Source organism: Weissella coleopterorum, from assembly GCF_011304355.1.
In the GTDB taxonomy this organism is placed as follows: Bacteria; Bacillota; Bacilli; order Lactobacillales; family Lactobacillaceae; genus Weissella; species Weissella coleopterorum.
On the sequence record NZ_CP049888.1, the window covers coordinates 1,205,732 to 1,231,847 of the forward strand.

Here is a 26,116-nt window from a genome sequence, read left to right on the forward strand (position 1 = left end):
ATAACTGCGTAAATTATTTAAGCACATTGAATATTATAAGTAAAACGATTTAATTTTGCAACCGTTTTCATAAAAAAGATATAAAAAAGGTTGTAGAAGCCCGGTCCCCAACCTTTTTAATATAACTTGAATTTGTATAATTCTGATAATTTTTACAATTTTTTCGAAAAATTTCAACTTTTGAGCCTTGATTAATTTTAACGTGTACTTTGCTCTTTTTCGTATTCAGCAATAAACTTATCAGTTTTTGCATTAATACCTTTCAGATCATTTAATTGGAAGGCACTAATAATTTCAATTTCGCGATCCAACGTAATTCGTTCATCCGGATGAGCTAATTGATAGGCACGCATAATTGCATTAATCGAACGTTTTTGTAAGCGTGGAATTTGCGCATATTCAATTTTGGGATTAAATTTAATTCCACGAAAGACTCCGCCGATAATCATCTTAGCTTTTGGAAACCTAAATTTAACGTTTCGCTTTAATAGTACACGCGGCAATTCATACTTCAATGCACCCCAAGCCAAGCTACGAGCGTCCTTCTTCGAAATTCGTCGTCCAGTTAGAATTCGATTTCTAAATTCATAACCATACCGCCAAAGTCGACTTTCGTCTTTTTCACGAATGACATCACCTGGCATCGAATTTTCTTTTGACTTATGCACAACAACCGAATTTAAAACGGTATATCCACGATTAACGTCTGCAATACGATTGGTATACTCCATATCATCACCCCAAATGAAGTACTCTTTTTGTGGTAAACCAACCATTGCCACCATTTCGCGTGAAAATAGCACAGACACAAAGGTTGAATTAACAACCTCAATTCCTTTGTTATCACTATTTAAATGACTTTGCCACGTAAATCCACGTGGTGCTGGAACATTCATCCATGAAGGATTACCTGTTCGCTCACCCCACCGCACAACAGAATTTACAAAACCGACTTTTTCATTTTCAGCAATAAATTCAACTAAATATTTTAAAGCATCTGGATCTACAATCGTGTCATCATCCATGAGCCAAACATAGTCATCGTCTAGCTTCTCCGCAAATAAACGAACAGCTTGATTAAATCCACCGGCACCACCCAAATTATCCGGTGAGTTATAAACGATCACACGTGGATCTTCAATCGTGGCTAAATATTCTGCAGTTCCATCATTAGATTTATTATTAACTACAATTACATGGCTTAAGTAATCAGTTTGATTTAATACTGCTTGCAACGATTCTTTAAGCAGGGCTAGTCGATTGTAAGTAACAATCGCCGCTGCGACCTTCTTATTTGTCATCTTAATCTCCAAATTTAATTATTAAATTATACAAAATCAATTAATTGATCTTTGAACTTTAAGTAGAGGTGCGTTCCAATTACTGCAAAGAAAGCAATTTCTAACCAGAAAATAGCCATCATTGTTGGTGAATCCCAGAACCATTGATTATTTAAAAATGTGGCTCGCCAACCATTCACAATATAATAGAACGGATTTACTCGAGAAATAAAGTAAATAAAGTTATTGAATCCATTCCCTTGCACTGGCTCTGAAAGAATTCCAGAAACAAAGAATAATAGACGCAAGACTTGGCGAATCGCCAAATCATAATCGGGAATCAAAATATTGATTGTAGCATTAAAAATACCTAAGAAAAATAACATTACAAATGCCGCAAACAAGTAATAAATCACTTGAAACCAGTAAATACTAGGGTGAAAATGGCCAGTTACAATCATTGCAATCATTGCAACTCCAGAGATTGATAAGACCGCCGGAATCACCTGCACTACCCGAATCATTGGTAAGATTACTACTGGAAATTTAACGTTCTTAACCATGTATAATTGGGTCTGGATTGATCGAATCGTATCTGAAAAACCTTGATTTACTAAATACCAGGCTGAAAAACCAACTGCCATCCAGGTAAAATATGGCATTCCATCTTGTGGCGCACGGGTTTGAAATCCTCCTCCAAAAATGACAGCGTATGTCAAAACTTGGAATAGTGGATCTAAAATTTCCCACAAACTACCTAAATATTTGTGCGCATTATTGGCCCGCGTATCATAAATAGCCAGCCTTACTGTTAATCCAATATTTTTGATTTGCTCCAACATCAGTTGAAACATTGATTTAATAATAATCCACATTTAATTTACCTACCATATCCCATCCAGATCACAAGCGCCATCATGGCCACGATTAATGCTAACGTGAACCACAAGCTAAAGCGACCAAACCCTTCAAAGCTGCGCAGCTTTGTCATTTGACGCATTTCAGTTTCTGAAACACCAGACTGAATATATTTATCTTTTAATTGGTCAATTGTAAATAATTGTTGTTGTTGCTTTTCATGGTTCACAAATTGCGTGCGTTCGTCTTCACTCATCTGATCTAACTTTTGCGTAAAGGCTTGATATTCATCCGCTACTTGTTTCGTCGGTCCAAAATTCAACATTTGTCCATATTGAATCCACATCACTTTATTGGTGAATTCGCGAACTTGTTCTAAATCGTGCGAAACGAAAAAAATCGTTTTACCATCAGCGATAAATTCTCTAATTTTCGTGAGCGCTTTTTTTGAAAAATTTTGATCACCAACTGATAATGCTTCATCGACGACTAAAATATCCGGATCATTATGAGTTACGATCGAAAAGCCTAATTTTGATCGCATCCCTGATGAATAATCTTTGACTGGTTGATCAATAAACTCACCTAATTCTGAAAATTCGACAATCTCTGGCATGGCTAAATCAATTTGATGATTAGTCATCCCCATCATTAGTTGTTTTAACCTAATATTCTCACGGCCAGTCAAATCCCAATTTAAGCCCTCATTAATGGCTACCACTCCAATTGAACCATTAATTTCTAAGGTTCCCGAAGTTTGTGGAATCACCCCACTCAAAACATTCAAAAGAGTTGACTTACCAGAACCATTCGTTCCAACAATTCCAACGACATCACCTGGCTCAATATCAAAAGTTAAACCCCGTAAAGCCCAAAAATTGGCACCATCAGTGTTGCCTTTAAAAATAGATTTTAATTTTTCGGATTGAGTTGAAAACAATTGGAAATTTTTAGTTATTCCCTGTGCTCGCACCGTATATTGTTTCGCTTCATCAAGCATTCTGTTCACCTTTTTATTTAAGTATCAATTCGATTGCTTTAATCATGGTATCTAAAAACGTTTAACTTTTCAAGTTTACCATTCCAATCATGCCCGCTTCTTAACAATTTAACGGCTAACTAGTATTCAACAAGTTGATATCAAAACTCAATTCTATCCTGTTTTGATTATTTACTTTGGAGCCTGATTTTTCCTTAATGTTTCCACGACCGAACGTTGCGGTGTAACTGCCAAGGTTTGTTGGCCCTCAAAAATCACAAAACCAGGTTTAGAACCATTCGGCTTCCGTAAACGACGAATTGGTAAATAATCTACCGGTACATTTGAAGAATCACGTGCCTTAGAGAAATATGCAGCTAATTTAGCCCCTTCTTCAATCGTTTTTGCACTCGGTTTACTATCATGAATGACTACGTGGGATCCCGGTATATCTTTGGTGTGTAACCAAATATCATGTCGATCTGACGATTTCATTGATAATCGTTCATTCTGTAGATTATTTTTCCCAACCTCAATTAAAGTCCCATCAGTTGCATAGAATTTTTCGGGTGCGCTCACTTGCGGCTTCTGTTTTTTCTTAGTCTGGATTCTTAAGTAACCTTCTTGAATTAATTCTTGCTTAATTTCTTCAATGTCCTTAGGAGCCGCAATATTTACTTGTGATTGCAAATTTTCAAAATAAGCAATCTCCAAATTCGCTATTTTCATTTGTTCATCAATATATTTAACGGAAGCTTTTAATTTATTGTATCGAGTAAAGTATTTTTGAGCATTTCTTGACGGACTCAGCTGATTAGACAATTCAATCGTCAACGATTTATTATCATCGTAATAATTTGGTAGATCAATGGTTGTCATACCTCGTTCTACCTCATGCATATAAGTCGTTAAAAGTTCACCTTTCACTTTATATTCATCAGCTTGGCTAACTGTCACTAGTTCTTGTTGAAATTTTTTTACCTTATTTCGATTTTTTTTGAGTTCATTTTTAATGACCCGTAAAACCACATTCGCCTGCTGATTAACCCGATCTCGTTCAGATTTTTCAGCAAAATATTGGTCTAACATTGCAGAAAGCGTCTCAAATTGACTGACGGTCCCTGGAAGAGTCTGCCAATTAAAAGGGGCAAATTTAATCCCGCGTTCTTGTTCTACAATTTGGGGGCCGGTGTGTCAAAATGTTCCAACCAAGCTTGTGCATTCGCTAAGGCATCCCCCGGATTATGTAAGACAGTTGCTAATTCTAATGCTGAATCCTTTGCCAACCCCTGAAAACTTTGTTGTAAAGCCTTTGCTAAATCTGATATTTCTGGAATATCTAAAATTAATTGGGCCAAACCATGTAATGATTTGAAAGGGTTCAAGACGTCTTGTTTTGGTGGCATAATGTAACGACCACCTGGAATCAAAGAACGAACCCGATTTTGGTCAGGCGAAACGTGCTTAATTAAATCAATAATTTTTTGTTCTGCTTCACTAACTAGGAATAAATTCGAGTGCCGACCCATCATTTCAAGATACAAAGACGTCTTCTCTTCATCACCTAATTCATTTCGTCCAGTGGTTGCAAATTTAATGATTCGATCATTTTCGATTTGCTCAACGCTCAATAACTGTGCTCCCTCTAAATGCTTACGTAACATCATAACGAAATTAGGCGCGGTTTGCGGATTGGTATACTTAATTTGCGAAATTTGAGCCCGTGCAAAGCTTGGATGCGCGCTCAATAGAACCGGATAATTTTTCCGGTTATTGCGTACTGTGATAAAAACTTCATTGGGATACGGTTGATGAATCTTAGTGATTCGACCACCAGCCAAGGTTTGATTTAATTCATGTACCATTGCATGTGTAAAGAGACCATCAAATGCCATGCGATACCTCCTCTTGCTGTAAAATTCAACCCACTAGTTGACATAGATCATCGTCAGCCTGGGATTAATCGGATAATGTGTTTAAATATGCTTCACTTCTTTGTTGATCCAAAACCAGTTGTTCCATCAAATCGGGCATACCTGAAAATTCGACTTCAGCTCGTAAATATTGATGCCAACGTATCTTCACCTGTTCGCCGTAAACCAAATCAGTAAAATTAAATAAATTAATTTCCAAGGTTTGAGCACGACCAGCACCAAATGTTACATTATAGCCGATTTGAGCCATTCCGCCATACCATTTCTGATTGACTAGTACTTCCACCACGTACACCCCATCTTGGGGCAACCGTTCATCAACTGGTGTCACAATATTTAGCGTCGGAAATCCCATCTCACGTCCACGAGCATCACCATGTACAACAACCCCGGTTGTTGTATAAACTCGATTGAGAATTGGAGTAACGAGCTCCACTTTTCCCGCATCTAATAACGCCCGAATTTTAGTTGATGCAGCTTCCGTCCCTTGAACTAAAATTGGCTGTACTTCCAAAACTTCAAAGCGATCTTTTGCTAATTGGGGTAGTGTACTCATATTAGCAATGTCTGCCGGGCCAAATGTATGATCAAATCCTGCCACCACTGCCATCGCATGCAAATCAACCATATACTGTTGTACGAATTGTGTTGGTGGAACTTGAGCTAACGCTGAAGTAAACTCGACCATGTACACCAAATCCACCCCCATATCAGCAAAAATTTCTAATTTCTGTGATGTTGGGGTTAAGTATTTCAACGGCTGTGACTGTTTGCTAAACACAATCGAAGCATGTTGATTATAAGTTAAGACAGCTAGTTTAATTTTTTCTTGTTGAGCTTTTTTAGCTGCTCGTTGTAATACTGCCTGATGCCCAATATGAACTCCATCAAAGAACCCCATTGCTAAAACCACTGGTTCTTTATCAATCTGACTCAATTGATAAGGATGATGTAAATGAATAATTCGCATGCGTTCTCAACCTCTTTTTTACCTTTAATTTCAATTAATTTTAAACGTCCGATAGGGCCGATATTGATTTTTATCAAAATCCCAAGCAACTACGGACTTAACTTCATTTGCGTAGACGTACACAAGTTGATCCGTTTGAAATGGCATTTCTGTAACCGGCAAACCTTTTCCATCCTTCACTTCCGCCCATTGGATTGCGGTTAATTCAACGTGGATTAGGGGCTTTAAGGCGTAGTCTAACGGATAAATTAACTGTTCAATTTCATCCGGGGTTGATTCAGCAAGCTTTTCTAGCGTATGAGCTTGTTCTAAGTTAAACCCCCCGCTTCAATTCGAGTCAGTTGGCTCATAACCGCAGGTACACCTAAAAATTTACCTAGATCAACAGCTAACGTTCGGATATAGGTCCCCTTTGAAACCTGAGCTGTGAATTTAAAAGTTTGGGTTCCAGACTGTGCATCAAACTTGGGTTCATTTATATTTTTAAATTCATAAATTTTAACACGTCTTTTTGGACGTTCAACCGTTTCACCGGCACGAGCATATTGGTATAACCGACGGCCATTCACTTTAACTGCAGAATACATCGGTGGAATTTGAATAATTTCCCCTGTTAATTTTTGCATTCCCGCTTGAATTTCATCCAATGTAAATGGATTTACTAAGGGCATTTTCTCAACGACAGCCCCATCTAAATCCTCAGTTTCGGTTGCAAATCCCAAAGTAATCTCACCCGTGTAAATTTTGCCACTATTTTGTAAAAATTCAATTGTTTTCGTTGCACGCCCTAATGCCACTGGTAAAACACCATCAACGGAAGGATCTAACGTGCCCGCATGCCCAATTTTTTTCATCTTTAAAATTTTACGTAATTTAAAAACTACATCATGCGAAGTCATCCCACTAGGTTTATTTATTGCAATAATTCCGTCCATCTCGATCCTCCTCAATCAGTTCATTACAATTTAGGTAATAAAAGGTAAAAAACACGTCAAAAATGACGTGCCTGCACTACTTTAACTTATCATGTTCATAGGTATGCACTAAATCTAAATTCGGGAAATTTTGTTGCCTTAAGGCTTCGTAAATAACGATCGCGGCCGAATTGGAAAGATTTAAGGCCCGAATATGTTGGTCATTTTGTGGAATGCGCAAAGCCAAATCAGCATGTTCCCGCATAAATGTCTCCGGCAACCCGGTGGTTTCTTTTCCAAACATGAAATAATAGTCATGGTCGGAAAGCGTATAGTCAACTTCGTGATAACTCCGATCAGCAAACTTTGAAATTAAAAATAGTTCATCTTGATCGGATAAAGTGCTCATAAAGCTTGTTAAATCTGGATGAATGGTAATATCAACAGTCTCCCAGTAATCTAATCCTGCTCGTTTCAGATGCTTATCATCCAACTGAAAACCCAAAGGTTCAATTAAATGTAATTTAGTGTTAGTTCCTGTAGCAGTTCGCGCGATATTACCTGTATTCGCAGGCATTAATGGTTCAAATAAAACAATATGATTAGTCATCGTTTTGCTTTCCTTTTTCTAAAGTTGATGTTTGGCGCCTTCCAAGCCGGTCCTGCCAATTATCTAATTGTTGAATAAAAGTTTTACTTTTTAAATGTATTCCAACTTGATCATCATAAATATGATTCATGAGCCGAGCCATCTCTTGTTTCGTCTTGGCCTTTAATTTTAAAGAACCCAATTGGTTTAAAGATATTTGAGAAAATTTTGATAAAACTAGCATGGCTTTAGGATCGATTTGCCAGCGTTGATCATCTACTTGAAAATGATTTTGACAAAGAACCCCATGGTATTGATCCGAAAAATCCAAAGGAAGGTCACTTCGCCCACAAATTGCACATTGACTCCAATTCATTTCCAATCCAAAAGCCGGTAACAATGCTAATTCAAAATAGTTAGCAATTCCTTGAGGATCAAATCCGTGTTCAATTTTTTCTAAACCTAATTGAGCTAAATCAAACCACGTTGTGAGCGGCTGATTATCCACAAAGGCTGAATCTATTAAGCCTAAAAGATATGTTCCATAGGCATTTAATTCAATATCTTCCATAAATGAACGTGCCAAATGAATAGCTTTAACATCATCAATAAAACTTAACCCATTAAAGTTGATAGTTCCCTCATACGTCGCCTGCATGAGAGGTTGAAGTTCAGCCGTCAAACGGTTTTTCTTCGATTTACCATTTTTTACAAAAAACATTTTTTTGCCGAATTCGCGTGTTAGAATTTTTACTAACAAATCTCGTTCTTTGTGCTCACGCTGGTACATCACAATCCCTTGAAAAGTGCTTAATCTGGTTTCAGCCACCTTAATCACCTCCCAAAGTAACTTAATTAAACATCCGCGTCCTCTTTGTAACCATACGTTTGGAGGGCTTGAGGCTTATCACGCCACCGTTCTTCAACCTTAACCCACGTCTCTAGGAAAACTTTATCCCCCAACAAACGTTCAATATCACGACGAGCCCTTGTTCCGATTTCCTTAATCATCGCTCCCTGCTTCCCAATAACAATATTTTTCTGGGTTGGGCGTTCTACCACAATGGTAGCCTGAATATGCAAATGATTTTCATCTTGCCGTTCAATTTTATCAATCACTACTGCCACAGAATGTGGAACTTCTTGACGAGTTAATTGCAAGACTTTTTCACGAATCAATTCTGCCATGATAAATCGTTCCGGGTGATCCGTAATTTGGTCGGCGGGATAATACTGCGGTCCAACCTCCATTTTTGGCATCGCAAAATCAAGAAGGCTCTGGACTCCATCCCCATTGCGGGCCGAAATAGGGAAAATTTCCGCAAAGTCCATTTGAGCTTGATAGTCTGCAATTAAGGCCAGTAATGCTTCTGGTTTCACTAAATCAATTTTGTTAATAATTAAGTAGACAGGTGTTTTAGTTTCTTTTAGACGATTAATAATAAAATCATCCCCACGTCCTCTAGGTGTTTCCGCATCGACTAAAAACCAAACCATATCTGATTCACGAATTGCTGACATGGCCGTTTTTACCATATAATCGCCTAATGAATTTTGGGGTTTGTGAATTCCAGGTGTGTCCAAGAAAACTATTTGACCTTGCGTTGTTGTATAAATTCCTTGAATTTTATTCCGTGTTGTCTGCGCCTTTGGTGACATAATCGCGATCTTTTCACCAATCATCTGGTTAAGTAAAGTTGATTTACCTACATTTGGTCGTCCCACTAAGGCAATAAAGCCCGACTTAAATTCTTGTTCACTCATTATTTTCCTCTTTTTCGTATTAATGACGAGTTTGGTTCGTCATTTGCGTTTAGTACTTTAGCTTGAAATTTCGTGTAGAAAATTCACTAAAATTTTAAATTCAATAAACGTTCAATAATTGGTACTACATAGGGATAAAAAACAATTGTTCCCACAGCCATCGCAAAAACAACAGCAAAAACAACCGCTCCAGCTGCCACATCCTTTGCAATTTTAGCTAAAGGATGATATTCATACCCCACAATCAAATCAACCATGGTTTCGATCATGGTGTTCACAAATTCGGACATCACTACCGCAAAGATAGCCATTGCCGTCCACAACCAATCTTGCCGACCAATATGAAGATGAAAACCCAAATAGATTACAATCACTGATGCAAAAAAATGGAAGCGCATATTACGTTCCCGTACCAATAACTGCCCGATTCCTTCAACAGCATGCCCAAATGATTGTAAAAAATGCGAGTTTTTGACTACTTGCTGCTCATCTAATGGCATCATAGGTTTAATTTTTTTATTATCGTTTGAGTCCAAAGTCATCTAAAATCTCCCGTTGTAAACGAAACATTACTTTTTCATCTTCTGCACTACGCATATGATCATAATTATTCAAATGTAAGAAACCATGAACGACCAAGAATCCTAATTCCCGTTCGAACGGATGTTCCAAAAAATCGGCCTGTTCTTGCACTTTATCAACTGACACAAAAATATCACCAATATTTTTAGGTATTTCTTCCATCATCTCAGGATCCATAATAATTGGTAGATCTTCATCATCATCCTCTAAGGCAAATGAGATCACATCTGTTGGTTTGTCCAAATTACGGTATTCCCGATTTATACGTTGAATTTCATCATTATTAACAAAGGTTACTGACATTTCTGTATTATCAGGTAATTCAAGGTAGGTTCCTGCAAATTGTAAAACTCGTTCCACCAAATCGATTTGAGTGCTAGGCAGCCCTAATTTTGTTTGGTCATCAATCGCCAAATCCATTTTCATTAATCTCCTGCATTTATTCTAAAGTATATTATTTTGTTTCATATTCATCATATGCTCGTACAATTGACCCTACGACAGGATGCCGAACGACATCGTCAGCATCAAAATTAATAAAAGTAATTGCTGACACGTTCTCCAGAATTTGCCCCACTTGGACTAACCCCGACTGAGATTTATGCCCTAAATCAATTTGTGAGATATCACCATTCACGATCATTTTGGAACCAAAACCAAAACGAGTCAAAAACATTTTCATTTGTTGTGATGTGGTGTTTTGCGCCTCATCCAAAATAATGAATGCATTATCCAAAGTTCTTCCACGCATATAAGCTAATGGGGCGATTTCAATCACTTCTCGTTCCATCAAACGCTCCGTCTGTTCTCTGCCAATAATAGTATGTAACGCATCATAAATAGGGCGTAAGTATGGATCGACCTTATCTTTTAAATCACCTGGTAAGAAACCCAAATTTTCACCTGCTTCAATGGCTGGCCTTGTAATAATAATCCGCTCTACTTCACCACGTTTCAAGGCTGCTACCGCCATCACGACTGCTAAAAATGTTTTCCCAGTTCCAGCTGGGCCAATTCCAAACGTAATGTCAGCATGTTTAATGGCCTGAATATACTGCCTTTGACCAAAACTTTTAACCCGGATTGACCGACCTTTTTGATCTCGAATTAAAGTTTCAGTGTACAAATCAACAAAGTACTCCAAAGTTCCCCGCTGAACCATATGTATTGCACTTACTAAATCAGCAGCATTCAATTTAATTCCCTTTTTAACCAAAAGCACTAATTGATTTAATACTGCAACGGTTTGTTCGACTGATTCAGCTTCACCTGTAATTTGGAGTTGATCCCCTACTATGACAAGTTGAACGTTAAGACCTTCAGACAATAAATTTAAATTCGTATCTTGCGCTCCAATTAAGCCCAATTCCTGTTCTGAATTTTCAAAACGATAATTTTTTACGATTTTTGTCAAAAATCCATCCTCTTTATTCGTTTAAGTGTCTTATTTATTATACCGCACATTAAATAAGACACCTAACATTTGCTTATTATTAACAAAAAAGTCTGAATTGTTTATTCTTGGCTCAATAAAAATTTTACTGAGTATTAATAAACCATTCAAACTTATTATTTTGGATCAATTAAGATATTTTTGTACCAAATCGTTCACTAATTTACCGTCCGCCTTACCTTTTACTTTTGGCATAAGTGCCCCCATTACTTTTCCCATATCACTTTTTTGAGTGGCACCAACTTGTTCAACCGTTGCTTTTACGATCGTTTCAACTTCAGCTTCAGACATCTGTGCAGGCATATAACGCTTGACGACATCCATTTGTTGTTGGATCTCAGTAACTAATTCTGTTCGATGCCCGGCTTGATATGAATCACGTTCCTCTACTCGTTGCTTTAATTCACGTGATAAGACCGCAAGCTCTTCTTCAGGCGTTAAATCATGCCCTAATTTAATTTGTTCATTGGAAACGGCTGCCTTTAACATCCGTACCACCGAAAGTGTAGCCTTATCCTTAGCTTTCATAGCAGTTTTCATATCTACAGTTAATGTATCTAGCAATGTCATTATTCTAGCCTCATTTCTTTATTCATTAATTTAATTATACGGTATTCGTCACACCTATGTATAGTTCACTAATTATTTATCTTTAAATTTAAATTTGTGATCACAAAAAGAAAACCGAACTATCAATTTAATGATAATTCGGTCATGAACCAATTAACGGCTCTTCTTGTTCTTACGCTTACGTGCAGCTTCAGCTTTCAACTTACGTTGAACTGATGGCTTAATGTAGAATTCGCGCTTACGGTATTCTTGCAAAGTACCATCCTTTGATACACCACGCTTGAAACGACGGAGAGCATCATCAAGAGACTCATTCTTACGAACAACAGTCTTTGTCATGATAAATTCCCTCCTTTCTCGTGTTTAATTAGTCAATAAGACCCACACTTTGTTCAATATTAAATATTACCAAATCATTAACTCAAACGCAAGGTTTTATATCTTCTATGCCGATTAAAATACGGCGCATTTTTGCCTAAAGTTATTATTAGTAAAACATCAATCTACAACCGTGGTTCATAGAAGCGTCCAAATGTACGTTCAATCTTCCACATTGACGACCAAGCTTTGGGATCAGCTTGACCAATCGCGTGATATGCATCAATTTCTTCATAAAGTGAAATTACCGTAAATAAAATTTCTTTGGGCCGATGATTATAAGCACCTTCAGCATGATGTACGATTGTAATTCCACGACGCAAATTATTTTGTAATGAGTCCGCCACCTCTTGTGGACGTTCAGTAATAATCATCACTTGCATCTTTTGTTGACGAGTATATAGCGCATCAATCATCCGGGCATTCACCACCAAACCAATCGCAGTATATAGAGCATACTTAGGTCCGAAGAGAAAACCAGCGCCTAGCAAGATGAAAAAATTAAAGATCAAGTTGGCATTTCCCATATTAATCCCATACTTACGACGTAAAACAATTCCAATAATGTCTAAACCACCGGTTGATAGACCATTACGCAAAGCAAATCCCGTCCCAAATCCATTAATTAAACCTCCAAAAATGGCGTCCATCAAAGGGTCCTGCGTCCAAGGTTGATGTGGTCCCACAATAAAACGCATTGCAAATGAAGCTAAAAAGATCGCAACGGCCGTAAAAAACGTAAACCGTCCACCAATATTTTTGATTGAGAAAATTAATAATGGAATATTTAACAGAACAAAAATAATATAGATCGGTAGCGGAACCCCAAAGATTTTAACTAAAATAGTGTTAATTAATTGTGCCAATCCCGTAAAGCCAGATGAATAAATATGACCATTCGTCCAAAAGAAATTCAAAGCAATCGCTGCACAAACCGCATAAACCACCGCAGCCGTTAAACGACTCGTGTACTCATGACCTCGCATATAATCTTTTACTGTTTGCATAATATTATTAATGCCCTCATTATTCTTCTGCTAAATTCGGCGCTTTGGTATCTGCATATATTGGTGCCGTTAGCTCTAATTCAGCCAATTGCTGCTTCGAAACAGGTAACGGAGCTTCCGTCATTGGTTCACTTCCCTTTGAATTTTTAGGAAAGGCAATGACTTCCCGAATATTCTCAGTCCCAGCCAAAATCATTGCTAAGCGGTCCAAACCTAAGGCAATTCCGCCCATTGGCGGGAATCCATATTCCATTCCTTCCAATAAGAAGCCAAAGGCCTCTTGGGCCGCCTCGGGGGTAAATCCAAGCGCAGTCAGCATCTTTTCTTGAATATCCATTCGATGAATACGAATTGAACCGGACCCCAATTCATAACCATTTAAGACCAAATCATATGACTGTGCATGAGCCTGATGGGCACCTTCCACCGTTTCCAAGAGTTCCAAATCAGCTTCATTTGGCATCGTAAAGGGATGATGAGCTGAAATCCAACGATCTTCTTCTGGTTGATATTCAAAAAGAGGCCAATCGATAATCCAGGCAAAAGCCCATTTTTGCTCATCAATCATATCTTGTTCTTTCGCAAACATTCGACGTAAGGCATCTAAGGATCCTGCCACGACACTAGCTTGATCCGCTGCAAAAATTAATAGGTCACCAACCTGAGCCTGTGTCGTTGCAATCAATGCTTCCTCATTATCACTAAAGAATTTAGCAATCGGTCCCTTTAACCCTTCAGCCGTTACTTTCAACCAAGGTAAGCCCTTGGCACCAAAACGCTCAACATATTGTGCTTTTTTATCCAAGTCTTTACGTGAATAATCATCAGCGACTCCTGGAACCACGATAGTCTTCACTTGTCCTTGATTTTCAACTGCCTTTGCAAAAACACTAAAACTAGAGTCCTGCATAAATGCCGTCAAGTCAATCAATTCCATCCCAAAACGCAAATCAGGCTTATCTGTTCCAAATCGATCCATTGACTCTTGCCACGTTAGCATTGGAATAGTGCCTGTCTCCAACTCATAATTAACTGTTTTTTGCATAATAGCAGCAACCCACTTATTTACCAAAGCGATGATTTCAGATTGATTCATAAATGAAGTTTCAACATCTAGTTGGGTGAATTCAGGTTGACGATCTCCTCTTAAATCCTCATCACGAAAGGCCCGCGCAACTTGATAATAACGATCAAATCCTGCCCCCATCAATAATTGTTTAAATAATTGTGGTGATTGAGGTAAAGCATAAAATGATCCTGGATTAACTCGTGATGGCACTAAATAATCACGCGCGCCTTCGGGAGTTGATTTAGCTAGGTAAGGAGTCTCAATGTCAATAAAACCATTCGCATCCAAAAATTCATGGGTAGCTGCCGTAATTTTTGATCTAATTCGTATATTTTTTTGCATTACTGGGCGTCTCAAGTCCAGATAACGATACTTCAAACGTAGCTCGTCAGCAGCATCAACATCATCATCAATGTTAAAAGGGGTTGTTTTAGCTGTGGCTAAAATTTTAGCCGTTTGAACTTGAACCTCCACTTTACCAGACCGCAAATTAGAGTTAATTCCCGCCTCACGAAGGGTAACGATCCCCTCTACTTCAATAACGAATTCCGTTCTTAATTGATCAGCTATTTTTAATGCAGCCCCGCTGATATCATCTGAAAATGTCAACTGCACTAGTCCTTCGCGATCTCTCAAGTCGACGAAAATTAACGCGCCCAAATCTCGACGTTTTTGCACCCATCCCTGCAAGGTTACAGTTTGTCCAACATAATTTTCATCAATCAATCCCGCATAATTTGTGCGTTGCATCGTTATTCTGCCTCCGTATTAGCATCTACATCTACCGTTTCATCGGTTAAGTAAGTTGGTAAATTAGTGTATAACTCCGCTAATTTAAGATTAACTTCTTTACCTGTTTGCATATTCTTAATATTAGCACTCTGGGTCTCTAGTTCACGTTCGCCAATTACTACAACATACCGAGCTTGTTGCCGATCAGCGGCCTTAAATTGTCCCTTGAGCTTTCGATTCAAATAATCACGATCCGCTGAATAGCCAAAGGAACGTGCAGCTTGGACTAACTGTAAAGCTACTACCTCAGTATCTTCACCCTGATTAGCTACGTATAAATCAAGAGATGGTGATTCAGGCAAACTGGCTTTTTCACTTTCCAAAAGCAACATCAAGCGTTCCAAACCAATTCCAAAACCAATTCCTGATAGTTCAGGACCACCTAATTCTTCAACTAATCCATTATAGCGACCACCTCCAGCAATTGTGGTCCACCCATGACCTAACGTAGCCGACTTTGTCATAACTTCGAAGATTGTATGATTATAATAATCTAATCCTCGTACGACATTTGCATCAACTTCATATTCAATTCCTAACGCCTCTAACAAAATTTGTAATTTATCCCAACGGCTTTTCGCGGCTGACGAGAGATAATCTAAAATTGATGGGGCATCCGCAACAATTTTTTGATCGTTAGCATCCTTTGAATCGAGAACCCGCAGTGGATTCTTTTCTAATCGCACCTGTGAATCATGTGATAATTCAGCGAAATGAGGCGTTAAGTAATCGATCAAAGATTGCCGATAATTTTGACGCGACTCTAAATCACCTAACGTATTGACCATCACCTTGAGGTTTGAAAGTCCTAGGGTTTGGAAAAAATCAACAACCAGCGCAATCATTTCAGCATCCAAAGCCGGGTCATCAGCCCCAAATGCTTCCACTCCAATTTGATGGAATTGACGCATTCGTCCAGCCTGTGGTCGCTCATAACGAAACATTGGTCCAATATAAAAGGCCTTATATGGTTTTTGATACTCCGGTCCAAATAATTTATTCTCAACAAAAGCCCGCACTACTCCAGCTGTTCCTTCCGGACGTAACGCTAAGTGCCGATCACCTTTATCATTAAAGTCATACATTTCCTTCGTTACAACATCCGACGTATCTCCTGAAGTACGCGAAAATACTTCAAAACTTTCAAAAATCGGGGTTCTAATTTCTTGATATTGATAATCTCCAAATAACAACCGTGCCGTTTCTTCCACATAATGCCATTTATGTGATTCTCCTGGTAATAGATCAGCTGTTCCTTTGGGTTTTTGATACATACTTTGTGCCATCTGAGCATCCTTCCAATCTTTTAAATAATAAAAAGCGCCCCCGACTAAAAAATCGTCAAGGGCGCTTATGAGCACGGTACCACCTTGGTTTGTACTTAAAAATACCGTAACGAGGCAAACGCGCAAATGCGACCTTAAAAGTGTCCACTTATGAATTAAATGACGGGCTTGCACCAACTCCCGCTCGCTGAGCATTTTTCACCAGATAAGCTTTATCATCGGTTCTTTATTAATTAAAGTTAATTATCCCTTAATCATCTCTATTTTTCAAGTTATTCTGTTTGCTTAGCTTGATAATTCAAATATTGTTCTAAGCCTAACGGCACCCTTTTAGCAATTGTTTGTTGATATTTTTTATTACGAATATTTTTAAAGTCTCGACTAGAATTGATATAACCATTTTCTAACAATGCAGACGGTACTGAATTATATTTCAAAACAATATAATCGGCCTGTTTCACACCTAAATTTTTAATAGGCATGACTGGGGCCATGGAACTATTTAAATACTGAGCTAACTCTTGCGAGCCGTTATCTTCTTTACCATAGTAAGAAGTGAACCCACTTCCAGTGTTATTTTCGTCAGTGGAATCAAAATGGAACGAAACAAAAGCGTTGGCACGGTGCGCCTCACCAACTTTAGGGATTTTAAGTAAGCCAACAACTTGATCATCATCTCGTGACATCAGCACTCGTGTTCCATAGTTGTTTTGTAACTCACTTTGAGTTTTTTGAGCTAAAGCAAGCGTATAATTTTTTTCAAAATGCTTCTTATCAATACTAGATGCTCCGTTATCAGAACCGCCATGTCCAGGATCCAATTCAATGGTAGCCTCAGACAATAGACTCATATGTTTTACCGGTTCTTTTCTTTCAACCAACCATCCTGCGACCCAACCAGTACTCTCATCCTCACGTTGAATTTTATACCACCCATTATCGCGGTCTAAAATATTTAGATGCTCACCTTTTTTTAACATACCCTGTGCCGATTTTAAAACATCCGGTCCTTGACGAATTGTAATATTATTAATGTGCACTGTAATTTGTTGGCGGACCAACAAGACCATGGTGAATGCTAATGCAATTGCCAACATCACAACCGTAATTCCCAAAGGAAGCCAAAATTTTATTAAAAATTTTTTGATTATTTCCATTCCACGTCGCAACATACCGGCTAATACTCCTGCTTACTTAATTATTTAGAAGACGGGTCCATCCCAGTCACCCTTAGGAAGAGTGTCAAAGTCATATTCGGCAAGATCTTCTGCATTTTGAACGAAAGCGTGCCCAGGAACAGAGATCATAATATTAATTCCACCATCTTTTTCTTTAAAGACAATCACTGGCTTTTCTTGCATCCCTGCATAACCTAATTCCCAAGCAGTTCCGGGGTCAACATGTTCGTCTTGATAGTCAACAATTCCAACGACGACTTCGGAATTATGTAGTTCATGCCGATCTTCAGCGAAGACTGCTTCCGCCCATTCCTTTGAGCCAAATTCAAGATCTTCTAATTGATGCCGAAAAGGACTATAAAAGGATCCAACTGTCGGATTTTTTTCCAAAGCAGCTTCTACTCGTTCTAAACGTGCGATTTGTTCATCACTAAAAAATGGTCCAGCCAAATAAATATTTTTCATCCTAAATGTCCTCTTTCTAAATCCACGTATGGTCGTCACTTACCTAATCATTTTACCTTAATTTCTTAGTGTAAACTAGCATTAATTACAATTACAAATTCATTGTTTTTCATATTGTCTTTGCTCTTGTTGCAGACCGGTTAAGACATATAGAGCGGGATCAGCAGCTCCATCTAGCTGACGATCAGCAGCTCCATTTAGGGTCGCTTGAAACATTGCTTCATATTCTGGGATAGATAATTTAATTCTTTCGGCTAACAAATCATCAAGCTGATTTGGCACCAACATTTGTTGATAATCTGCTTGGATAATCCCCGAATAAAATTCACCTTCTGCTCCTGATCCGTATGAAAACAGTCCGATCCGATCGCCCGCCACTAAATCGGTACTATGGCGCAATAGTGATAATAAACTCAGATAAAGCGAGCCCGTGTATAAATTACCAAATTTTTTATTATCTAGCCGACTTGCCTCAAATTGCGCTAGTAAACGGGCTTGTTGGTCTGCATCAGCTTCAGGCAATATTTGTCGTAAGCCTTTTAACCCCATTTTGGTATAAGGCAAATGAAAAACAAAGGCCTTAAAATCGTTAATATCCTTTCCAGTAACTTTCCGGTAACGTTCCCATAGTTCCACAAAAAATTCTTGATAGACATTATTTGAAAATTTACCATCTACGCGGGCTTCAGTCGCATAAGTTGGCCGCCAAAAATCCATAACTTCTTTCGTCATAAACTGATTATCCCGTTCAAGTGTCATAATCCGAGGATTAGCGGTCACCATCATCGCAACTGCTCCACCCCCTTGTGTCACTTCTCCACCGGTCCTTAGACCATAGCGAGCAATATCACTAGCCACAACTAAAACCTTTTTGGTTGGATTCAATTCAACATAATCACGAGCTTGCATCAGACCATAGGTTCCCGCATAACATGCTTGTTTAATTTCAATGGTCCGTGCAAAGGGTTGAATATTTAATAATCGTTGTAAATATGCTGCAGCTGATTTTGAATGATCTACTCCGGATTCAGTAGCAAAAATAATTAAATCCAATTGTTGTCGATCTAAGTCAGTTAAAATTGGTTCGGCCGCATTTGCCGCCATCGTAACTGCATCCTGCGTTGGTGGAATCACTGCTTGCTGACTCTGACCAATTCCAACCAAATATTTATTTGGATCTTGGTCCCGAGCCAGTGCTAAATCAACCATATCAATATAATAATTTGGTGAAAAAAAACTAATTTGATCAATTCCTACTTGCATTTAATTCTCCCTTGCCGTTAATTGAATAATTCTCTTTACAATTGCGCGCGCCGTTTCAATTTTACTTAATAGTGGTAAATCAACATTTGGCTGACCAGGTTCGATTAATGTAACTTGATTTTGGTCGACTCCAAAGCCACGATCACTCTTACTAACATCATTGGCAATCAAAAGATCGGCATTCTTTTTTTTCAACTTTGCTTGAGCGTGCGTGATTAAATCATTAGTCTCTGCCGCAAACGCGATCACTTTTTGATGCCCTTTTTTGGCTCCAAAGTGCGCTATCAAATCTGGATTTTGCGTTAATTGAAGCTCTAAGCCTTGTCCATTATTTTTTTTAATTTTTTGAGTTGCCACCTGTGCTGCTCTAAAATCAGCAACCGCCGCAGCCATTACCAAACCATCACTTTGATCAAACCGTTGCTCCAAAGCGAATTCCATTTCGTGCGCCGTTTGGACCGTTACCACTTTTACTCCCCATGGAGCTTTTAAGTCGACCGTTGAAATGAGAGTCACTTGTGCTCCAGCTTCAACCAGAGCTTGGGCCAGGGCATAGCCCATCTTACCCGATGAGCGATTCCCAATAAAACGGACCGGGTCCAATGCTTCTTTCGTCCCACCAGCCGTCACTAAATAATTCTTCCCCGCTAAAGGTGTTTTTTGTTGCTGACGTAAATTGATTTCAGCTTGTTCAAAAAGCACTTCTGGTTCCGGTAGCCTACCCATTCCCGCATACCCTTCAGCTAACATTCCATAAGTTGGTTCCAAAATAATAACTTGGTCTGCTCTTAATTGATCTAAATTGCGCTGTATAGCCGGATTATGATACATGTTTTCATTCATCGCTGGGGCGACCAATAACGGCGTATGGCGCGCCAGAAGAAGCGTACTAGCCACATCGTCGCCAATTCCTTGAGCGATCTTACTAATGATGTTGGCTGTCGCTGGAACCACAAACATTAAATCTGCCCAATCAGCTAATTCAATGTGTGGCACTTTTCCAGTCGCGGTCTCTTTAAATAGGTCTGTCAATACCGGCCGTTTGGTTAAGACAGCAAAAGTCTTTTCAGTCACAAATTCCTGTGCACTAGCAGTCATCACTACTTGAACGGCTGCTCCCGCTTTAATTAAAAGCCGAACAAAGACTGCTGCTTTATAGGCCGCGATTCCACCAGTTACAATTAACACAATTTTTTTATCTTTAAACATTTCACCGTACCTCAATGCTTCTTTTCAATTGATGGTTTTACCCAATCAGATTCAGCCATAAAACTACAATTATGTATAACTAATTGTCGCTTAACTAGATTTTTGGAGACTAAATTGTTAAATCTATTTTAGCATAACCATTCCGTTTAAATATATTTCCATCTTATTTTATAAAAATCAAAAATTAATTTCAAAAAACACTTGCATAGTTTCTATATTCTTGATATTATATTATTTGTTGTTAAGTAACAGCAAATATATTATGGCTCATTGGTCAAGCGGTTAAGACTCCGGTTTTTCACACCGGCATCCAGGGTTCGACTCCCTGATGAGCTATCGTCCTTAAGTGTGTCTACGTTTAGTAGATACACTTATTTTTTTATCTACTAATGAAAAATCAGCCATTTAAAATGGCTGCTTTTTGCTTTACAATTTCATAAATTCATTCTTTAAAAATCGAATTGCTCTGGATCAGGTCCTACACGCACGTCTCGATTCAAAGCACTAATATTTTGCATTTCCATCTCAGTCAATTCAAAATCATCTAACTCAGCATTTTCCTTTAGACGATCGGCCTTAATAGACTTCGTAATCACAATCAAATCTTGCTGTAAATCCCACTTCAAAATAATTTGGGCCGGATTTTTATGATATTTCTTAGCCAAATTTAATAAGACTGGTTCTTGAAATAATTTCCCTTGCATCAATGGCGACCACGCTTCCGCAACAAGCTCTCGCTCAAATAATGTTTTGCGCAATGGAACTTGCGTTAACTTAGGATGTAATTCAATTTGATTCACTACCGGATTCACCGTCTTAAAAGTATCTAGCATTGATAAATGCGTATCGTTAAAATTACTAACTCCAATCGCCTTAATCTTACCTAATTTATACATCATTTCGAGGGCTTGCCACGTTGCTTTAAAACTAGTTTGACCGGGCCAGTGAATTAAATACAAATCTAAATAGTCCAATTGGAGCTTGGCAAGGCTATCCTCCACCGCTGCAACCGCTTCATCAAAACTCAAATTATCATTCCAAATCTTTGACGTCACAAATAGATCTTCTCGTCTGAGGCCCGTTGCAGCTAAACCAGCTTGAATTCCAACACCGGTTCCTTCTTCATTTCCATAAATTTGAGCAGTATCAATTAAGCGATACCCATTAATAATCCCTTGTTCTACTACCGCTGCCGTTTGATCATTTGGAATTTGAAAGACCCCAAGTCCCATTTGTGGCATTTGGAGACCATTATTTAATTTAATCTTCTTATCCAGTGTTTTTAGCATTTTTACCACACCTCTTTTCTCATCAGTACTTCTATATATAATAAGTGCTGAGCAAACTAACCAGTACCCACTTTAAAGTTCGTTACTGACTTCAAAGTACCTCCAATCTAAAATAAAACGAATAATCATCAACCATTCCCACTCACTAGGTACAGTTGATGATTACTCGTGTTCATTAATTTAATTCTGCGTAGGTAGCCCCTTGATCCGGCCCAGTAAAGTTAAATTGCTTCACTGCTCGATGCGAACGAAGGTATTCATGTGTTCCTTTTCGAATCGCACCCGTTCCTTTTCCATGAATAATCTCAACACTAGATAAATTATTCAGTAACGCGCTATCAATAAACCGGTCCAATTCATGCATTGCAGCCTCATACCGAACTCCGCGCAGATCCAATGTTGCTGAAGCATTGGCCCGATTTGTTGCCTGATTTAAACTGACATTACGCTTTGACTTCGCATTGACATTATTTTTAACCTGCTTAGTCTTATTCGTTTGGGTCGCCATGACTCCAGATTGCTTTTCAATTTCAGTGCCTGGAAGAACCATCTTTAAGATTCCAATTTGGACTTCATATTTACCATCCTTTAATTGCCGTAAGATGGTCCCCTGTTGCCCATATTCTGGTACTAAGACCGTATCACCCACGGCAATGGCAACCTGTTTTTTAGTTTTTGCTCTGCGTAGGATTCGATTGTTTTCAGCGGTTGGTTCCTGTTTCAACGCATTTAGAGCCCCTTTAGCATCAATAATTTGGTTCTCTTTGACATTTGCCCCCTGCCGTTGCAGACGATGCAACTCAGCGATAATTTTATCCGCTTGTTTGCGCGATTCCGCCACAATATGATTCGCTTCACTCTGAGCCTGATTTAACATTTGGGCCTGCTCAACTTCAAATTTTGTAGTTGCTTGATCTAATTGATTGGTTTTAACGCGGTTGATTTGTAACTGTTGCTCTAATTCAATTTGTTGCTTAGTGACCAAATTGCGTTTATCAACCAAATCTTGAATCATATCATTGAGTTCTTGTGAATCATCACTAGTCAACTGACTAGCTTGTTCGATAATCGCATTAGATAGTCCTAAGCGTTTTGAAATTTCCAATGCATTTGATCGACCCGGGATTCCAATCATAAACCGATACGTAGGCTTTAATGTTTCTACATCAAATTCCATCGAAGCATTAATCGTATCAACACGATTATAACCATAAACCTTTAATTCTGGGTAATGTGTCGTAGCAACCGTGTACGCCCCCACGGCCCCAACAGCATCTAATATTGCCATAGCTAAGGCTGCACCTTCTTGTGGATCCGTTCCAGCGCCTAGTTCATCGAATAGAACTAAAGAATTAGCCGTTATTTGATATAGAATATCGACAATATTAACCATGTGAGAACTAAACGTTGACAGCGACTGCTCAATCGACTGTTCATCTCCGATATCGGCAAAAATATTATCAAAGATGCCCACAGTTGAGTATTCATCAGCAGGAATAAACAATCCCGACTGTGCCATTATTTGTAATAAACCTAAAGTTTTAAGCGTTATTGTTTTCCCACCTGTATTTGGTCCGGTCACAATAATCGCCGAGTAATCTTCGCCTAGAATAATATCATTAGCAACCGCACGTCTCTGGTCCAACAGTGGATGACGGGCTTGGATTAATCGAATATTCTTTTCAGAACTATATTCAGGTTGAACTGCTTTCAAATCAACTGCGTAAAGGGCCTTTGCATTTACAAAATCGAGATGACCTAATAATTGCGCATTTTCTAAAATTTCATCTTGATATGGTTGTAAAGCCATTGATAAATCATGTAGCACCCGCACTTCTTCTGCCCGTTCCTTTAGTTGAGCTTCTTTTAACCGATTATTGAGATCAACTACTGGTGCAGGTTCAATATAAAGTGTTTGGCCTGTTTGACTTTGATCATGCACAACGCCACCAAATTTATTGCGATTCTCTGCACGTACGGGTACAACATATCGATCATTTCGAATCGTTACAATCGGGTCCGATAAATACTTAGCCATTTTACCCCGAGTATATTCTTGCATCTTTTGGCGAATCCCATTCTCAGTGCCCAAGATCAATTGACGAATCCGCTTTAACTCACTGGAAGCTTCATCGGTAATTCTACCATCTTGGTCAATCGCTTGATTTAATTGTTTAGTAAGCTCTGGTAGAGTCATTAAACGATCTACATAGGGACTTAGATGTTCCAATTCTTCATCATGATCCAAAATAAAATTATCAAAGAATTGTTTCACTTGGCCAGTCGCAAATAATACCCGACCAACTTGCGCTAATTCTGTTCCATTTAGATCGGCATCAATTTTTAACCGCTTCATTTGGGGTTTAATATTACCAAGGCGTGATAACTGCATCCCCCCCGCGATTCGAATAATTGTCATTGCATCAGCGGTTTCAGCCAACCATTTCTGCATTTCATTGGCATCACTAGTCGGGGTTAGGGTTTCCAATTCAAGTTCACCACCGGCTGTCATAATTTTATTATGTAGCTGTTGTTTGATGACATCATATTCAAGTGTTTCTAATATTTTATGATTCATTAGTTGTTTCCTTCCATTGTTTTTCTGATTTTAAATTTAAATAACTGATTTCATTATAACAGTAACTGAGCCAAGCTTATATTTACGGACAAATACCTATCTATTCTAATAAAAAAGCATTTGGATATCCAAACGCTCTCATTAACTACATTAGCAAAAACCACTCATATATTTTTTCAGATAAAATTGGAGTCTGCTGCATGATTGTTTGCGCCAGCGTCGAGTAGGTAATTTGTTCATGAAGCCACGTAATATCGAGTGCCCCAGCAATGTATAAGAAGAAAAAAATTCCCAAATACATAATTATAAGACTCAACAATGCTCCAGCTAATCGATTAACTGTTCCTACCAATGGAACCTTGTTTATAAATTTCAGTCCCCTTTGTAGCCGATGTAAAAGATAAAAACCGACTCCAGTGATTAGCGAAAAGCCAATTCCAGAATACAAAAATTTATTAGATTGATTAACTAAATTATCAGTCACCGGAGAAGACCAATTTGACGCAAAAGACCATTGTAAATGTTCAGCCAAAAATTGACCAATATTGTGCGATAGCATAATTGCAATCGTCCAAATAATAATCCGTCCTACAAATCGAAACAGCGTTTTTACTAATCCACTACGATATCCATTCATCGCTGCCACAAAAAACAATCCTAAAATTATAATTGTAATGACCATTAATTTTCCTCATATTTATGTTGCATACTAAGTTGATCAGATAGCGCATTTAAGGCGATTAACACTAGCGCATCATTTTGATTCAATTGGGCATTTTGCTGCTGTAAATCAATTAACTGTGTATTAGCAAGTTTAAAAACCGCCTGCATATGTGCTTCGTTCTCTGACGTTGATAAAGTATATGTTTTTCCTAATATCTGTCCTTGGACTCGATTCATCACCATTCCGGATTCTCCCCATTCATTACAATTTAATTTTCACGACTAGCCAAGTATCATTTCAGGCGTACCCCTAAAACTTATCCTTTAATTTGATAAAAACGCTTTGAAAAGAACCTTCAAAGCGTTTTTAAACGTGCAAATTATCGATTAATTTACCCGTACTAACCAATGAAGATTAAAGCTCATCGGTTTCGATAAAATCAGTTCCGTCTAGCATCCGAGCCTCAATCCATTCCCAAACAATATCTTTGCCATATTTGGTTTCAGAAGAAAAAATTTCAAAATCGGTTGTTTGATCTTTAAATTGTAATGCTTTTTTAATCGTACTTTCAGACTTATTCCAACGTCCACGAGCAATTTTATCTGCCTTAGTTGCAACGACTAGAACTGGCAAACCACCCATTTCATCCGAGCTTAGCCATTGATACATTTCAATATCTTCCTTGGATGGCGCATGCCGAGCATCTACTAATTGAATAACCCCTTTTAAAACTTCACGTTTAGCTAAGTATTCACCAATCATGACTTGAAATTGTTCACGGGCGCTCTTTGAAACCTTCGCATAGCCATAACCCGGAACATCGACAAAGAAAACTTGATCTTCAACTTTATAAAAATTCAAAGTTTGGGTTTTTCCTGGTTGAGAAGACGTACGCGCGAAAGCTTTTCGATTAATCAGAGTATTCGTTAACGAAGATTTACCAACATTTGACCGTCCAATCAACGCAATTTCCGGTAAATTATCAGTTGGATATTGACTAGGTCGTACCGCCGACATTACCATTTCAACATTATGCACTTCCATT

General features: G+C 38.3%; 24 protein-coding genes, 1 tRNA gene and 2 pseudogenes. 1 reads left to right on the forward strand and 26 read right to left on the reverse strand.

Annotated elements, in window-relative coordinates; all coding sequences use genetic code 11:
- Window positions 1-197: 197 nt before the first annotated feature.
- From G7084_RS06065 to coaBC, 21 genes and pseudogenes are all read right to left on the reverse strand, one after another.
- Window positions 198-1,301 (reverse strand): glycosyltransferase family 2 protein, encoded by a 1,104-nt coding sequence (locus G7084_RS06065; RefSeq protein ID WP_166010992.1) that lies wholly within the window; start codon window positions 1,299-1,301, stop codon window positions 198-200.
- 26 nt (window positions 1,302-1,327) lie between these two features.
- A complete protein-coding gene (locus tag G7084_RS06070; protein ID WP_166010994.1) occupies window positions 1,328-2,155 on the reverse strand; it encodes an ABC transporter permease in 828 nt (275 codons plus the stop codon).
- 5 nt (window positions 2,156-2,160) lie between these two features.
- Window positions 2,161-3,138, reverse strand: coding sequence for an ABC transporter ATP-binding protein (locus tag G7084_RS06075; RefSeq protein ID WP_166010996.1), 978 nt, complete (start codon window positions 3,136-3,138; stop codon window positions 2,161-2,163).
- A gap of 171 nt (window positions 3,139-3,309) precedes the next feature.
- Window positions 3,310-5,012 (reverse strand): annotated as a pseudogene (locus G7084_RS06080) (NFACT RNA binding domain-containing protein).
- A 64-nt stretch (window positions 5,013-5,076) separates the two neighbouring features.
- Complete coding sequence (gene ribF, locus G7084_RS06085; protein ID WP_166010998.1) at window positions 5,077-6,021, reverse strand: riboflavin biosynthesis protein RibF; 945 nt, start codon at window positions 6,019-6,021, stop codon at window positions 5,077-5,079.
- 30 nt (window positions 6,022-6,051) lie between these two features.
- Window positions 6,052-6,956, reverse strand: a pseudogene (gene truB, locus G7084_RS06090) (tRNA pseudouridine(55) synthase TruB).
- Between the two features lie 76 nt (window positions 6,957-7,032).
- Window positions 7,033-7,545, reverse strand: coding sequence for a tRNA (cytidine(34)-2'-O)-methyltransferase (locus G7084_RS06095; RefSeq protein ID WP_166011000.1), 513 nt, complete (start codon window positions 7,543-7,545; stop codon window positions 7,033-7,035).
- The gene (gene recO, locus G7084_RS06100) at window positions 7,538-8,353 is read right to left on the reverse strand and encodes a DNA repair protein RecO (RefSeq protein ID WP_166011002.1); all 816 of its coding nucleotides are present in this window, start codon (window positions 8,351-8,353) and stop codon (window positions 7,538-7,540) included. The genes G7084_RS06095 and recO overlap by 8 nt, the downstream gene beginning before the upstream one ends.
- A gap of 26 nt (window positions 8,354-8,379) precedes the next feature.
- A complete protein-coding gene (gene era / locus G7084_RS06105; protein ID WP_166011004.1) occupies window positions 8,380-9,288 on the reverse strand; it encodes a GTPase Era in 909 nt (302 codons plus the stop codon).
- Window positions 9,289-9,374: 86 nt separating this feature from the next.
- Window positions 9,375-9,830: a diacylglycerol kinase family protein gene (locus tag G7084_RS06110; RefSeq protein WP_166011006.1), complete on the reverse strand. Its 456-nt coding sequence runs from the start codon at window positions 9,828-9,830 to the stop codon at window positions 9,375-9,377.
- Window positions 9,808-10,290: an rRNA maturation RNase YbeY gene (gene ybeY, locus G7084_RS06115; protein ID WP_166011008.1), complete on the reverse strand. Its 483-nt coding sequence runs from the start codon at window positions 10,288-10,290 to the stop codon at window positions 9,808-9,810. Before ybeY ends, G7084_RS06110 begins: the two co-directional genes overlap by 23 nt.
- Before the next feature lie 34 nt (window positions 10,291-10,324).
- Window positions 10,325-11,284 (reverse strand): PhoH family protein, encoded by a 960-nt coding sequence (locus G7084_RS06120; protein WP_166011010.1) that lies wholly within the window; start codon window positions 11,282-11,284, stop codon window positions 10,325-10,327.
- Window positions 11,285-11,449: 165 nt separating this feature from the next.
- A complete protein-coding gene (locus G7084_RS06125) occupies window positions 11,450-11,893 on the reverse strand; it encodes a GatB/YqeY domain-containing protein (protein ID WP_166011012.1) in 444 nt (147 codons plus the stop codon).
- Window positions 11,894-12,046: 153 nt separating this feature from the next.
- Window positions 12,047-12,232: a 30S ribosomal protein S21 gene (gene rpsU / locus G7084_RS06130; protein ID WP_166011014.1), complete on the reverse strand. Its 186-nt coding sequence runs from the start codon at window positions 12,230-12,232 to the stop codon at window positions 12,047-12,049.
- A 164-nt stretch (window positions 12,233-12,396) separates the two neighbouring features.
- Window positions 12,397-13,278: a YitT family protein gene (locus tag G7084_RS06135; RefSeq protein ID WP_166011016.1), complete on the reverse strand. Its 882-nt coding sequence runs from the start codon at window positions 13,276-13,278 to the stop codon at window positions 12,397-12,399.
- A 19-nt stretch (window positions 13,279-13,297) separates the two neighbouring features.
- Window positions 13,298-15,097, reverse strand: coding sequence for an aspartate--tRNA ligase (aspS, locus tag G7084_RS06140; RefSeq protein WP_166011018.1), 1,800 nt, complete (start codon window positions 15,095-15,097; stop codon window positions 13,298-13,300).
- A gap of 2 nt (window positions 15,098-15,099) precedes the next feature.
- Window positions 15,100-16,425 carry a histidine--tRNA ligase gene (hisS, locus tag G7084_RS06145; protein ID WP_166011020.1) on the reverse strand — a complete coding sequence of 442 codons (1,326 nt, stop codon included), beginning with the start codon at window positions 16,423-16,425 and terminating at the stop codon, window positions 15,100-15,102.
- Between the two features lie 272 nt (window positions 16,426-16,697).
- Window positions 16,698-17,597, reverse strand: coding sequence for an N-acetylmuramoyl-L-alanine amidase family protein (locus G7084_RS06150; protein WP_166011022.1), 900 nt, complete (start codon window positions 17,595-17,597; stop codon window positions 16,698-16,700).
- Window positions 17,598-17,627: 30 nt separating this feature from the next.
- Complete coding sequence (locus tag G7084_RS06155) at window positions 17,628-18,068, reverse strand: nucleoside 2-deoxyribosyltransferase (protein ID WP_166011024.1); 441 nt, start codon at window positions 18,066-18,068, stop codon at window positions 17,628-17,630.
- 99 nt (window positions 18,069-18,167) lie between these two features.
- Window positions 18,168-19,331, reverse strand: coding sequence for a hydroxymethylglutaryl-CoA synthase (locus G7084_RS06160; RefSeq protein WP_166011027.1), 1,164 nt, complete (start codon window positions 19,329-19,331; stop codon window positions 18,168-18,170).
- Window positions 19,332-20,540 carry a bifunctional phosphopantothenoylcysteine decarboxylase/phosphopantothenate--cysteine ligase CoaBC gene (coaBC, locus tag G7084_RS06165; RefSeq protein WP_166011029.1) on the reverse strand — a complete coding sequence of 403 codons (1,209 nt, stop codon included), beginning with the start codon at window positions 20,538-20,540 and terminating at the stop codon, window positions 19,332-19,334.
- A 264-nt stretch (window positions 20,541-20,804) separates the two neighbouring features.
- Here coaBC and G7084_RS06170 point away from each other — a divergent pair.
- A tRNA-Glu gene (locus tag G7084_RS06170) sits at window positions 20,805-20,876 on the forward strand.
- 113 nt (window positions 20,877-20,989) lie between these two features.
- Here the strand turns inward: G7084_RS06170 and G7084_RS06175 are convergent.
- The 5 genes from G7084_RS06175 to yihA all read right to left on the reverse strand — a co-directional run bounded on the left by G7084_RS06175 (window position 20,990) and on the right by yihA (window position 26,115).
- Window positions 20,990-21,829, reverse strand: a complete 840-nt coding sequence (locus G7084_RS06175) for an aldo/keto reductase (protein WP_166011031.1) — start codon at window positions 21,827-21,829, stop codon at window positions 20,990-20,992.
- Window positions 21,830-22,004: 175 nt separating this feature from the next.
- Window positions 22,005-24,407, reverse strand: a complete 2,403-nt coding sequence (locus tag G7084_RS06180; protein ID WP_166011033.1) for an endonuclease MutS2 — start codon at window positions 24,405-24,407, stop codon at window positions 22,005-22,007.
- 145 nt (window positions 24,408-24,552) lie between these two features.
- Window positions 24,553-25,089: a CvpA family protein gene (locus G7084_RS06185; RefSeq protein ID WP_166011035.1), complete on the reverse strand. Its 537-nt coding sequence runs from the start codon at window positions 25,087-25,089 to the stop codon at window positions 24,553-24,555.
- Window positions 25,089-25,313: a cell division protein ZapA gene (zapA, locus tag G7084_RS06190; RefSeq protein ID WP_166011037.1), complete on the reverse strand. Its 225-nt coding sequence runs from the start codon at window positions 25,311-25,313 to the stop codon at window positions 25,089-25,091. The genes G7084_RS06185 and zapA overlap by 1 nt, the downstream gene beginning before the upstream one ends.
- Window positions 25,314-25,485: 172 nt before the next feature.
- Complete coding sequence (yihA, locus tag G7084_RS06195; protein WP_166011038.1) at window positions 25,486-26,115, reverse strand: ribosome biogenesis GTP-binding protein YihA/YsxC; 630 nt, start codon at window positions 26,113-26,115, stop codon at window positions 25,486-25,488.
- Between the last annotated feature and the right edge of the window lies 1 nt (window position 26,116).

What these genes read in the sequence shown, in the direction of transcription:
- G7084_RS06065 (WP_166010992.1), bottom strand. Translation starts at nt 1,301, where the DNA reads ATGACAAATAAGAAGGTCGCAGCGGCGATTGTTACTTACAATCGACTA.
- G7084_RS06070 (WP_166010994.1), bottom strand. Translation starts at nt 2,155, where the DNA reads ATGTGGATTATTATTAAATCAATGTTTCAACTGATGTTGGAGCAAATC.
- G7084_RS06075 (WP_166010996.1), bottom strand. Translation starts at nt 3,138, where the DNA reads ATGCTTGATGAAGCGAAACAATATACGGTGCGAGCACAGGGAATAACT.
- ribF (WP_166010998.1), bottom strand. Translation starts at nt 6,021, where the DNA reads ATGCGAATTATTCATTTACATCATCCTTATCAATTGAGTCAGATTGAT.
- G7084_RS06095 (WP_166011000.1), bottom strand. Translation starts at nt 7,545, where the DNA reads ATGACTAATCATATTGTTTTATTTGAACCATTAATGCCTGCGAATACA.
- era (WP_166011004.1), bottom strand. Translation starts at nt 9,288, where the DNA reads ATGAGTGAACAAGAATTTAAGTCGGGCTTTATTGCCTTAGTGGGACGA.
- G7084_RS06110 (WP_166011006.1), bottom strand. Translation starts at nt 9,830, where the DNA reads ATGACTTTGGACTCAAACGATAATAAAAAAATTAAACCTATGATGCCA.
- ybeY (WP_166011008.1), bottom strand. Translation starts at nt 10,290, where the DNA reads ATGGATTTGGCGATTGATGACCAAACAAAATTAGGGCTGCCTAGCACT.
- G7084_RS06125 (WP_166011012.1), bottom strand. Translation starts at nt 11,893, where the DNA reads ATGACATTGCTAGATACATTAACTGTAGATATGAAAACTGCTATGAAA.
- rpsU (WP_166011014.1), bottom strand. Translation starts at nt 12,232, where the DNA reads ATGACAAAGACTGTTGTTCGTAAGAATGAGTCTCTTGATGATGCTCTC.
- G7084_RS06135 (WP_166011016.1), bottom strand. Translation starts at nt 13,278, where the DNA reads ATGCAAACAGTAAAAGATTATATGCGAGGTCATGAGTACACGAGTCGT.
- aspS (WP_166011018.1), bottom strand. Translation starts at nt 15,097, where the DNA reads ATGCAACGCACAAATTATGCGGGATTGATTGATGAAAATTATGTTGGA.
- hisS (WP_166011020.1), bottom strand. Translation starts at nt 16,425, where the DNA reads ATGGCACAAAGTATGTATCAAAAACCCAAAGGAACAGCTGATCTATTA.
- G7084_RS06150 (WP_166011022.1), bottom strand. Translation starts at nt 17,597, where the DNA reads ATGTTGCGACGTGGAATGGAAATAATCAAAAAATTTTTAATAAAATTT.
- G7084_RS06155 (WP_166011024.1), bottom strand. Translation starts at nt 18,068, where the DNA reads ATGAAAAATATTTATTTGGCTGGACCATTTTTTAGTGATGAACAAATC.
- G7084_RS06160 (WP_166011027.1), bottom strand. Translation starts at nt 19,331, where the DNA reads ATGCAAGTAGGAATTGATCAAATTAGTTTTTTTTCACCAAATTATTAT.
- coaBC (WP_166011029.1), bottom strand. Translation starts at nt 20,540, where the DNA reads ATGTTTAAAGATAAAAAAATTGTGTTAATTGTAACTGGTGGAATCGCG.
- G7084_RS06175 (WP_166011031.1), bottom strand. Translation starts at nt 21,829, where the DNA reads ATGCTAAAAACACTGGATAAGAAGATTAAATTAAATAATGGTCTCCAA.
- G7084_RS06180 (WP_166011033.1), bottom strand. Translation starts at nt 24,407, where the DNA reads ATGAATCATAAAATATTAGAAACACTTGAATATGATGTCATCAAACAA.
- G7084_RS06185 (WP_166011035.1), bottom strand. Translation starts at nt 25,089, where the DNA reads ATGGTCATTACAATTATAATTTTAGGATTGTTTTTTGTGGCAGCGATG.
- zapA (WP_166011037.1), bottom strand. Translation starts at nt 25,313, where the DNA reads ATGGTGATGAATCGAGTCCAAGGACAGATATTAGGAAAAACATATACT.
- yihA (WP_166011038.1), bottom strand. Translation starts at nt 26,115, where the DNA reads ATGGAAGTGCATAATGTTGAAATGGTAATGTCGGCGGTACGACCTAGT.